This is a genomic window from Salinispora cortesiana (genome assembly GCF_000484695.1).
GTDB lineage: Bacteria > Actinomycetota > Actinomycetes > Mycobacteriales > Micromonosporaceae > Micromonospora > Micromonospora cortesiana.
This window is the reverse complement of record NZ_AXVR01000050.1, coordinates 20,773-31,023: the sequence shown is the minus strand read 5'-3', so window position 1 is coordinate 31,023 and position 10,251 is coordinate 20,773. Positions and strand designations below refer to the sequence as shown.

Here is a 10,251-nt window from a genome sequence, read left to right as displayed (position 1 = left end):
TGGAACGCCAAGGAAGACCTCCTCGACCTGCTCGCCCTGGCCCGCACCGACTCGGACCGAGAACGCGTCGCCGTGTTACTGGACCGCTTCTACCGCCGCTGCGCCCACGCTGACCTGCCCGAACTCGAACGTCTCGCCACCACCGTGCAGACCTGGTGGCCCCAGATCCTCGCGTTCATCCGCACCGGAATCACCAACGCCGGCTCCGAAGGCACCAACCGCGTGATCAAGACCGTCGCCCGCGACGCCTACGGCTTCCGCAACCCCGCCAACCAGCGACTACGCACCCGCTGCGCTACCACCAGACGCACCCGAGGCCACCTCGACCCCCGCTAATTTCGTAGAGCCCTCATGGCCCGTGGGTGGCCCAATCCTCTGCCTTGTCCGATCGGATGTCACGGCTTGCCTAGCTATCGCGTCATATTAGTAGCCGGACTCCGCGGAGCCGGTTTCCGATCAGATGCCTTCGATCCTCACGGGGTGGGAGCGGCCGAGTTCGGCGATGCGGTGCCGGAGACGCTCGGAGCCGGCCTTGCCGTGCCGGAGAGACTCGGAGCCGGCGGGGAGTACCAGGAGTCCACGGAACTAATGACACACTTAGGGCCAGGCTTAGGGGCGACGCTAACCTGGATCATGGGTCCTGCTTTGCTGGGGATCGGTGAGACGATCACAATCTGGTCCATCGGGATTTCGTTCGGTCGGATTCGCACCTCGTTGTCACGGCTGGTGGAGCCAACGACTTCGAGAAAATCGGGAGCCTTGACGAGGTCCGTGGCGAAGTTGCTCTGCTTGAAGCTCACCACCGTCACCCCTGCCCGGTCCCGCTCCGGGCAATTAGTGGCAGCCTTGGGCAACATGACAATGGCCGGTACGCCTGCCTTCTGCAGCTTCCGATTGGCATCGGCCGGGTCTCCGATGTTATTGACCGTGATAGTGACGGTCCCGTCACTGTTGGACGTCACTGCATAAGCCGGCTCCGAGGAAGGGTTTAGCAGCATCATTGCGGCTCCGGCAACGGCGGCGAGTCCGGTGCCAGCCAGCACCCATCGGCGGGTCCGGGTTCCCCGACGGCGGTTTCCCGGGCCATGAGACATCCCCGTCACGCTGTTCATCATGTGTTCCTCTCGTTGGCGCATCCGGCCGGGAGGGAAATCGCGTTCGTCAGGTACGGCCAGCATTCGGCGCAGTTCGCGCAGGTCCGCATCGGTGTCCTTCATCGGATTTCTCCTTCAAGCCGGTCCGCAGGTCTGCGGCCAACTGATACCTGCCAACTTTCTCGTTCGGGTTCCCGTTCGCGCCGACGTTTCTCGGCAAGCTTCTCCAGTCTCCTACGCGCACGGGACAACCGAGATCGCACCGTTCCGACGGGCACCCCCAGAGCCTCAGCCGCCGCCGCATAGTCCAGGCCCGCCCACGCGCACAGCGCCAGCACATCCTGATCCGCCTGCGGCAGTCGCCGGACAACCTCACGGACGGCGGCAATGCGCTCCGCATCCTCCAAGCGGCCTACCAGCTCATCGGCGAAGTCCGGCACAGTCTCCGGCGGAGGCAGGCGATCCAGCACCCCCTGATGACGACGCGCCACCCGATGCCGCCGGTGCACCACATGAACGGCGATTCCCAGCAGCCACGGCAGGAGGCTCCCGCCGTGAACATCCACCTTGTCGCGCAGACGCCACGCCTCCAAGAACACCAACGAGACACAGTCTTCAGCCACAGACCAGTCCCCGACGATCCGGAAGCAGTGGTTGTAAACCGCCCGCGAATGCTCGCGAAACAGCGTCACGAAGGCAGTCTCGTCGCCAGCCCTAACCCGCGCGCGAAATGCTGGATCCATGTGCCTTCCTGCCATCAACCCAGACCTTGGTTCCCTGTTATGCTCGGCACACTCCGCCCATGCTCACCTCAGTGCTGGTCCCGACCGTCTACCTCAGGGATGAGCGACCAAATCTCAACTGACCCACCTGCAAGGCCCTGCCCAAGGTCGGCAAGGCGGAAGGGTACCTGAGGCGGATCTCTGAGAAGGGCGGGGTTCGGGGCGGAGCCCCGAGGTCTTCCAGGTCTTGTCGTCCCCAAGTGTGGCCGGCCGGAGGTCGCCAGCAGGCCGGGGCCGGGCCGGCGCGGCCCGCTTCCGGGCGGCCTTGATCCTCAAGAGGTTAGTTCGGCAGTTCGCGGTGTAGAGCCCTAGCCAACTCGGCCATCCCGTCCGCGCCTTCGATGACGGCGTCCGCTCCTGCCCTCAGTAGGCGAGCCCACTTGCCGGGCTTGCTACGGAGAGCGGAAGTACGCTCCGACGCAGGGCTAACCCGCCGGACCATACCGGTGCCCGGCACCGTCCCGAACCGGGCCGCCGGCATCAGCGGCGACCGCGGGGGCGGCCACCGCTGAGACGCTGCGGGCATAGCAGATCACCTACTCCGGCGGAATCTGTCCACAGGTGATGTCTTCATCCACAGATCGGCAACCGGGATCACCCTCGGACCGGTCGGGCCGCGCAGGCTTCCGGACCAGCGAACGCCCGAGCCGACTGCTGGAGGCCGTGATGTCACCTCGCCCCGCCGTACCACCCCCGCGCCGCCTGCCTCTCCTCGTGACCTCCGACGACACGCTCCTGGACGACCTGCTGCGGCTCGCCGCGGCCGGTGGCGTTGAGGTTGAACTCGCACCGGATCCGGTCGCCGCCCGATCCCGCTGGTCCCCCGCGCCCTTGGTGCTGGTCGGCAGCGACCAGGCGCAGCCATGCCTGCGGGCGCGGCTGCCACAGCGGCGGCGGTTGGTGCTGGTCGGCCACGCCGGGCACCTCGACCCTGGCCGGGCTGTGGCCGACCTGATGGGTGCCGAGTTCGTGGCCGTCCTGCCCGCCGCCGAGCCCTGGCTGGTCGACCGGTTCGTCGAGTGCGGCCCGGAGCAACCCGACCCGGTAGCGGCCCACGTCGTCGCCGTCCTCGGTGGACGGGGTGGCGCCGGCGCCAGTGTCCTCGCCGGCGGGCTCGCTGTCACGGCGGCCCGCTCCCGGCTGCGGACGCTGCTGCCCGCCGCCGACCCGTTCGGGGGTGGGCTGGATCTGGTGCTGGGCTGGGAACAACTGGGCGGGTTGCGCTGGCCCGCGCTGACCGACGCCGACGGCCGGGTGGACGCCTCGTCGCTGGTGCAGGCCCTGCCCAGCCGGGGCGACCTGGTGGTTCTCTCGTGGGACCGAGGTGATCTTCGGTCGTTGCCGGCCGTGGCGATGGCGGCGACCCTCGACGCTGCCCGGCGGGCTCGCGACGTGGTCGTGGTTGACCTGCCCCGCCACCTGGATGACGCGGCGGTGACCGCCCTACAGTCGGTCGACCGGGCCTTCGTCGTGGTACCCGCCGAACTCCGCGCGACCGCTGCTGCCGCTCGGGTGGTCAGCGCCGCCGCACCACACTGCGTCGACCTTTCCCTGATCGTCCGTGGTCCCGCCCCCGGCCGGCTCAAGGCCACCGAGCTCGCGCGGACGCTCGGGCTGCCGCTGGCCGGCACGCTGCGTCTGGAGCCGGCGCTCGGCCGCGGCCTGGAACGGGGCGAAGCACCGGCGGCAGACGGGCGGGGCCCACTGGCCGCCCTGTGCCAACGACTCCTCAATGAACTGACCGGTGCGGCGCCGGGTGCAGCATGACCATGGCGGACGATGGCCTCGCCGCGCGAGTACGACAGCGAATCGCGTCCTCGTCGGCACCGGTCACCCCGGCGGCGATCGTCTCCGCCGTCCGTGCCGAGCCGGCCGCCGCGGTGCTCGGCGACACGACGCTGCTCCGCCTCGCCGACCGGGTACACGACGACCTGGTGGGAGCCGGCCCGCTGGCGCCGCTGCTGGCCGATCCAAGGGTCACCGATGTTCTCGTCAACAATGTGCACGTCTGGGTCGACCGAGGGGAGGGCCTGAAGAAGGTCGCGGTGCCGGTGGGCTCGGTGGACGACGTCCGTCGGCTCGCGCAGCGACTCGCAGCCAGTGCGGGCAGGCGACTGGACGACGGCTCACCGTACGTTGACGCGCGCCTCGCCGACGGCACCCGGCTACATGCGGTCCTGCCACCGGTGGCCACCGACGGTCCATACCTGTCCCTGCGGACCTTCCGGCAGCGACCGTTCACACTCGACGAGATGGCCGGTCAGGGGGCCGTGCCACGCTCAGTCGCCCCGGTGCTGGCCGCGGTGGTGGCAGCCCGGCTCGCGTACCTCGTGGTCGGCGGCACCGGTTCCGGCAAGACCACATTGCTCAACACACTACTCGGCCTGGTTCCCGGCACGGAACGGATCGTCCTGGTGGAGGACGCGGCTGAGCTACACCCCGCACATCCGCATGTCGTCGGGTTACAGGCGCGCACCGCCAATGTGGAAGGAGTCGGCGCCGTGGGCCTGACCGACCTGGTCCGGCAGGCGCTGCGGATGCGACCGGACCGCCTCGTCGTCGGCGAGTGCCGGGGCCGGGAAGTGGTGGACCTGTTGGTGGCGATGAATACCGGTCACGAGGGTGGTGCCGGGACGCTGCACGCCAACACCCCCTCGGATGTGCCGGCCCGGCTCGAGGCACTCGGTCTCCTCGGTGGATTGCCCCGGCCCGCGCTGCACGCTCAGGTGGCGGCGGCGCTCCAGGTGGTGCTGCATGTCCGACGTGCGAATCGGGGACGGGCGCTGGATTCCATCTGCCTACTCCTGCCGGAAGGCCCGGATCGGCTGGTCAGAGCGGTTCCGGCCTGGGGCCGTGCGGGCGGCCCAGGCCCGGCGGCCCGGACCCTGGCCGAGTTACTGGGTGAGCGGGAGGTGGCGGTGCCACCGATCCTTCGGGGCCCCTGGCCCGGTCCGGTAGGTGCGGGATGACCTCGGCTCAGCTCCTGCCACCGCTGCTCTTGGTCACCCTGACGGCTGTCGCGGCTTGGTCGTTGGCCTGGCTCGTCCGTCGACGGGTCCAGACCCCCGGCGGCTCGGGTGCCGTTGACGACCCACTGGTGACCTGGGTCGCCAGCCTGCGGCACAGCACCCCGCCGCCCAGGCGTGGGCTCGGGGCGGAGCGGGACATGGTGAGGTCGAAGCCGGCTGTGGCGCGACCCCAGCGGTGCGGGCAGGACCGTTCGGCAGGGCCGCCGTCCCGGCGTGACTCGAGGCGTCCGAGCGGGATAGCTCCCCCGATCTCCGGTGGCCGCCGGGATGGTTCGGTCTCCGGCGCGCAGGGGGCGGGTGCACCGCGGATCTCCGCCCGGTGCCACTCCCTGGCGGCGGCGCCTCGGCGCACTCTGCTGCTCTCGGCTGTCCTGGCCGCCGCCGTGGGTGCCCTGCTGGGCGGCCCGGTCGCGGCTGTCGTCACCGGTGCGTACGGCACGTTGGGAGTCCGGGCGCTGCTGCGGCGACAGGCGTCCCGGCAGGCCGACCAGCTCCGCCGCCGCCACCTCGAACAACTCTGTGACCTCGCGGCTGACCTGCGGGCCGGTCTGCCGGTGGGCCAGTCCACGGCGCTGTCGGCGCCCGGAGGCTCGGGCGGCGCCCTGATCCGGGCGGCTGTCCGGCTCGCTGATCGCACCGGTGCACCCCTCGCCGACCTGCTGGAACGGATCGACGTGGACGCCCGCGCCGCGGACCGGGGCCGGGCCACGGCGGCGGCGCAGGCGGCCGGCGCGCGGGCGACCGCCTGGCTGCTCGCGGCGCTTCCGCTCGGTGGCATTGGTCTGGGATACGGCATCGGCGTCGACCCGGTCGCAGTGCTACTGCACTCGGCGGTCGGCGGTAGCTGCGCGGTCCTCGCTGTCCTGCTCCAGGTCGCCGGTTTGCTCTGGGCGGAGCGGCTCACCACAATCCGCGGCGGGGAGATCGGATGACCCCGCCGGTGCTGACCGCCGAGCGTTGGTCCGTGCCAGCACTGCTGGGCAGGCTCGGCTGGGGGAGGCGTCGTCCGATCCGTCGGTTGCGCGACCTCGACCGGGCTCCGCCCAGCCCACCGCTGATCAGACCGGCGGGTGCGACCCCAGCGGAGTCCCGGCACCGAGGGGACGCGATGCGGCTCGTCGCAGTGCTCGCGGCCGTGGCGCTCGCTGTGCTGGCCGGCGGAGTGCCGGGCCTGCTCGGCGCCCTGCCCATGGCGGTGCTGCTCGACCGCCTGCTGCGTCGGGTCGAGTCGCCGGCCATCCGAGAACGGCGCCGTCGGGAGATCGCTGCCCTGCCGCTCGCCGCTGACCTGCTCGCGTCGGCGATGCGCGCCGGCGCCCCGGTCGACCGGTCGGTACTGGCGGTGGCGGAGGCGCTCGACGGGCCGCTCGCGGAGCGGCTTGCCCGGGTCGGGCGTCTGCTTCGCCTCGGAGCGGAGCCTGCGGAGGCCTGGTCAACGCTCGCGGCGGTGCCCGGCGCCGAGCGCCTGGTCGGCGCTGCGCTCCGTTCGGCAACCAGCGGGGCTTCCCTGTCGGGTGCGTTGACCCGCCTCGCCGACGATCTGCGGGCTGACCGGACCACGGCGGCCGAGGCGACAGCCCGTCGGTCCGGGGTTCTGATTGTGCTGCCGTTGGGGCTCTGCTTCCTGCCGGCCTTCATTCTCGCCGGCCTGGTGCCGGTGATCGTCGCCGTTCTCGGTGACGTGCTCTGACCAATCTCGAGAAAGGACCACGGACATGCGCAGAATCACCGACCGGCTGCGAGGCGATGCCGGGATGAACACCGCCGAGTACGCCGTCGGCACGCTCGCTGCGGTCGCCTTCGCCGGGCTCCTGCTCAAGGTGCTCACCTCTGACAACGTGCAGACCGCGTTGACCGCCGTCATCGACCGGGCCCTTCAGTGAGGCGGTGCCGGTGGGCCGGCCGAGACCGGGGCTCCTTTACCGCCGAACTGGCGGCCGGCCTGCCGGCGCTGCTTCTGCTTCTCTTCGTTGGTCTGACGGCGGTTGACGCGGTGGGCACCAAGGGCGCCTGTCTGCACGCGGCCCGGGAGGGGGCGATCGCGGCATCCCGGGGTGCGGATGGGTGGGCCGTGGTCCGTGCGGTAGCGCCACCGGGAGCCGAGGTGTCGATCGACAAGGACGGGCAGCTGGTGCGCGTCACTGTTCGCGCCCCGGTCCGAGCTCTCGGGGCGCGAATGCCCCGACTGATGGTCACGGCGACGACCGTGGCCGTGGTTGAACCCGGACCTGATCCTTTCCCGCCAGCCGAAGCTGTCGTCGGTGCAGCCGGAGCGGGCGGGTGATCGGCGGTGGGAGCGGGGCTCGTCCCGCCGCCGGCCGGGACGAGGGGGCTCGGTCGGGAGAGCGGGCGACCGGCGAGGGGCGGATGTCCGCTGGTGGCGACCGCGGCGGTGCCACGGTCCTGCTGCTCGCGGTCGGCGTCGCATTCGTCGTCTTCGGGGTGGCGGGGGCGGCGGTCGGGGTGGCCCGGGTGGCCCGACAGCAGGCAGGTGTCGCGGCGGACCTGGGTGCGCTCGCCGGCGCGGCGGACGCCGTGCTCGGCGTCCACACCGCGTGCGAGTCGGCCCGGGTGATCGTGACAGCAAATGGCGGCCAGCTCGTCGACTGCCAGCTCGACGGGTTGGATCTGCTGGTCACCGTGGAGGTGACCGCCACCGTGCTGCCGGGCCTGGTCCGTGCCGCAACCGGGCGGGCCCGCGCCGGCCCGCTGCGTGGCTAAAGACATACCGATGTCCTCGGGCGCGTCCGGGTAGTGCACGTGCACCCGGCAGGTCGGCTGGCGCAGTGGACATGGGAGCGCCCCGGATCAGCGGGACTGGAGCGCGTCCAGGGCGATCGCCATGGCGATGACCAGCCGGCGATCGAGCTGCGGATTGTGGATCTGCACGACGTACCGGTCGCGGAGACCCCACCTTCCCTTTCAGGGCAGGATGCCCGGCTGGCCCCGAACCGCTCCGGACGGGAGGTTTGCCAGTACGATGTCGAGGACCCGGATCGCGTCCGCCTTGGACAGTGGGTTGTTGCCGTTACCGCACTTTGGGGACTGGACGCAGGACGGGCAGCCGGACTCGCAGCCACACTCCGCGACCACGTCCCGGGTCGCCCGCAGCCACGTCGCCGCCGTCGCATACGCCCGCTCGGCGAAGCCCGCCCCGCCGCGGTGGCCGTCGTAGACGAAGACGGTCGGCGCCCCGGTGTCGGGGTGCGTCGCGGTTGACAACCCGCCGATGTCCCACCGGTCGCAGGTGGCGGTCAGCGGTAGCAGCCCGATCGCGGCATGCTCGGCGGCGTGCAACGCGCCCGGCACGTCGGCCGGGTCGACTCCACCCGCGGTGAGGGATTCCGGCGAGAGCGTGAACCACACCGCCACGGTCCGCAGTTCCCGGGCCGGCAGGTCCAGGGGGCGGGTGTCGATCACCTCGCCGGTGGCGATCCGGCGTCGCTGGTAGGACACCACCTGGCTGGTCACGTCGACCTCACCGAGGAAGAGCCCGACCGGCCCGGCATCCACGTACGACCGGACCGCCACCACCGACAGCGACGTGACATCGCGGGCGTGGGTGGACCAGTCCGGCTCCTCGGGGTGCACCAGTGCGCACCCGTCGGCGAGGTCGAGGGTGTCGACCACGTACGAGACGCCCTGGTGCAGGTAGACCGCCCCGGGGTGCAGCAGGAAGTGCGACGAGCCGCCGTCGACCGTGCCGAGGAGCCGTCCGGTCGCGGTCTCCACCACGCAGATCGGTGCGCCGTCGCCGCCACGGAGCTCCACCTGGGGGCGCTCCCGGTGGCGCCAGTACCACCCGGTGGGGCGCTGCCGGAGCGCACCGGCCTCGACCAGGGCCTCCACCGCTTCTTTCGCGCCCTCCCCGAACAGGTCCAGGTCGGCCGGGGTGAGTGGCGCCTCGGCTGCGGCGCAGGCGAGCTGCGGCCCGAGCACGTACGGATTGGTGGGGTCGAGCACGGTCGCCTCAACCGGGGTCCCGAAGACGGCCTCGGGGTGGTGGACGAGGTAGCTGTCAAGCGGGTCGTCCCGGGCCACCAGTACGGCCAGCGCCTCCTGGCCGGAGCGCCCGGCCCGCCCCGCCTGCTGCCAGAGCGAGGCGCGGGTACCGGGATAGCCGCAGATCAGCACCGCGTCCAGCCCGACCAGGTCGACGCCGAACTCGAGGGCGTTTGTCGAGGCGAGTCCGCGCAGTTCACCGCTGAGGAGGGACCGTTCCAGCTCGCGTCGCTCCTCCCGCAGGTAGCCGGCGCGGTAGGCGGCCACCTGGGCACCGAGTCCGGATACCGCCTCGTCGAGGGCGCGTCGGGCGTTGGCGGCCACCGCCTCGGCCCCCCGCCGGGACCGGACGAAGGCGAGCGTGCGGACCCCCGCGGCCACCGCGTCGGCGAGTAGGTCGGCGGTTTCTCGCAGCGCGGATCGTCGCACCGGCGCGAGGTCGGTGTCGTCGGGGGAGGCGGTCGGGGTGGGCAGCGTCGGTGGCTCCCACAGCGCGAAGGTCACCCCGCCGCGGGGCGAGGTGTCCGCGGTGACCGCCGCCACGGGCAGGCCGGTGAGTCGTTGCGCTGTCGCGGCCGGGTCACCCGAGGTGGCGGAGGCCAGTACGAAGACCGGCGTACGGCCGACGCGGGTGCACTGCCGGCGCAGCCGGCGCAGCACGTGGGCGACCTGCGAGCCGAAGACGCCCCGGTAGCTGTGGCACTCGTCCACCACCACGTACGCGAGCCGGCGGAGGAACCTCGCCCACTGGGCGTGACCGGGCAGGATGCCGTGGTGGAGCATGTCGGGGTTGGTCAGCACGAACCGCGCGTGCTGCCGGATCCACTCCCGCTCGGCGCGGGGGGTGTCTCCGTCGTAGCAGGCGGGGCGCACTCCGTCCAGCTCCAGCTCGGTGATGGCCCGTAGCTGGTCAACGGCGAGTGCCTTGGTGGGTGCGAGGTAGAGCACGGTGGCGCGGGGGTCGGTGAGCAGCGTCGACAGCGCCGGTAGCTGGTAGGCCAGGGACTTGCCGGACGCGGTGCCGGTGGCGACGACGACGTGGTTGCCGGTGTGGGCGAGGTCGGCGGCTTCGGCCTGGTGCTGCCACGGCGCCGTCACGCCCTGCCGGGTGCACGCTGCCTGCAGTTCGACCGGGACCCAGCTGGGCCACGGCGCGGCCTTGCCGGTGCGGGCGGGCACCCGCTCGACGTGGGTTACCGGGTCGGTGCCGGACCGGGCGCGTAGCTGGCTCAGCAGCTGCGCCGGGGACGGCCCGGTGGCTGCGGCATGGGCAGCCGCGGGTGACGGCGGCCGGCCGGGGCGCCGCGGCCGGGGTGCCGGGCTGTCGGAGGTCACGTCTGCACA

General features: G+C 71.8%; 11 protein-coding genes. 8 read left to right on the top strand and 3 right to left on the bottom strand.

Annotated elements, in window-relative coordinates; all coding sequences use genetic code 11:
• On the top strand, nucleotides 1-336 hold a 336-nt coding region (locus K228_RS0119115; RefSeq protein ID WP_025619884.1), incomplete at its 5' end, for an ISL3 family transposase.
• A gap of 137 nt (nucleotides 337-473) precedes the next feature.
• Here the strand turns inward: K228_RS0119115 and K228_RS28430 are convergent.
• A complete protein-coding gene (locus K228_RS28430; protein WP_155251597.1) occupies nucleotides 474-1,217 on the bottom strand; it encodes a hypothetical protein in 744 nt (247 codons plus the stop codon).
• The gene (locus tag K228_RS27485; RefSeq protein ID WP_245603519.1) at nucleotides 1,214-1,786 is read right to left on the bottom strand and encodes an RNA polymerase sigma factor; all 573 of its coding nucleotides are present in this window, start codon (nucleotides 1,784-1,786) and stop codon (nucleotides 1,214-1,216) included. The genes K228_RS28430 and K228_RS27485 overlap by 4 nt, the downstream gene beginning before the upstream one ends.
• Nucleotides 1,787-2,590: 804 nt before the next feature.
• Here K228_RS27485 and ssd point away from each other — a divergent pair.
• From ssd to K228_RS0119070, 7 genes are read left to right on the top strand one after another with little or no spacing between them, the layout of a single operon-like run.
• Nucleotides 2,591-3,643: a septum site-determining protein Ssd gene (gene ssd, locus K228_RS0119100; RefSeq protein WP_025619881.1), complete on the top strand. Its 1,053-nt coding sequence runs from the start codon at nucleotides 2,591-2,593 to the stop codon at nucleotides 3,641-3,643.
• Nucleotides 3,640-4,845 (top strand): TadA family conjugal transfer-associated ATPase, encoded by a 1,206-nt coding sequence (locus K228_RS0119095; RefSeq protein WP_025619880.1) that lies wholly within the window; start codon nucleotides 3,640-3,642, stop codon nucleotides 4,843-4,845. Before ssd ends, K228_RS0119095 begins: the two co-directional genes overlap by 4 nt.
• Nucleotides 4,842-5,837 carry a hypothetical protein gene (locus K228_RS0119090; RefSeq protein ID WP_025619879.1) on the top strand — a complete coding sequence of 332 codons (996 nt, stop codon included), beginning with the start codon at nucleotides 4,842-4,844 and terminating at the stop codon, nucleotides 5,835-5,837. The genes K228_RS0119095 and K228_RS0119090 overlap by 4 nt, the downstream gene beginning before the upstream one ends.
• Nucleotides 5,834-6,595 (top strand): type II secretion system F family protein, encoded by a 762-nt coding sequence (locus tag K228_RS0119085; RefSeq protein WP_025619878.1) that lies wholly within the window; start codon nucleotides 5,834-5,836, stop codon nucleotides 6,593-6,595. Before K228_RS0119090 ends, K228_RS0119085 begins: the two co-directional genes overlap by 4 nt.
• A gap of 25 nt (nucleotides 6,596-6,620) precedes the next feature.
• Nucleotides 6,621-6,788: a DUF4244 domain-containing protein gene (locus K228_RS27480; RefSeq protein ID WP_080671636.1), complete on the top strand. Its 168-nt coding sequence runs from the start codon at nucleotides 6,621-6,623 to the stop codon at nucleotides 6,786-6,788.
• Nucleotides 6,785-7,189, top strand: a complete 405-nt coding sequence (locus K228_RS0119075; protein WP_025619877.1) for a TadE family type IV pilus minor pilin — start codon at nucleotides 6,785-6,787, stop codon at nucleotides 7,187-7,189. The genes K228_RS27480 and K228_RS0119075 overlap by 4 nt, the downstream gene beginning before the upstream one ends.
• Nucleotides 7,186-7,626: an Rv3654c family TadE-like protein gene (locus K228_RS0119070; protein WP_025619876.1), complete on the top strand. Its 441-nt coding sequence runs from the start codon at nucleotides 7,186-7,188 to the stop codon at nucleotides 7,624-7,626. Before K228_RS0119075 ends, K228_RS0119070 begins: the two co-directional genes overlap by 4 nt.
• A gap of 201 nt (nucleotides 7,627-7,827) precedes the next feature.
• Here K228_RS0119070 and K228_RS0119060 read toward each other — a convergent pair whose 3' ends face one another.
• Complete coding sequence (locus K228_RS0119060) at nucleotides 7,828-10,242, bottom strand: DEAD/DEAH box helicase (protein ID WP_025619875.1); 2,415 nt, start codon at nucleotides 10,240-10,242, stop codon at nucleotides 7,828-7,830.
• Nucleotides 10,243-10,251: the final 9 nt, after the last annotated feature.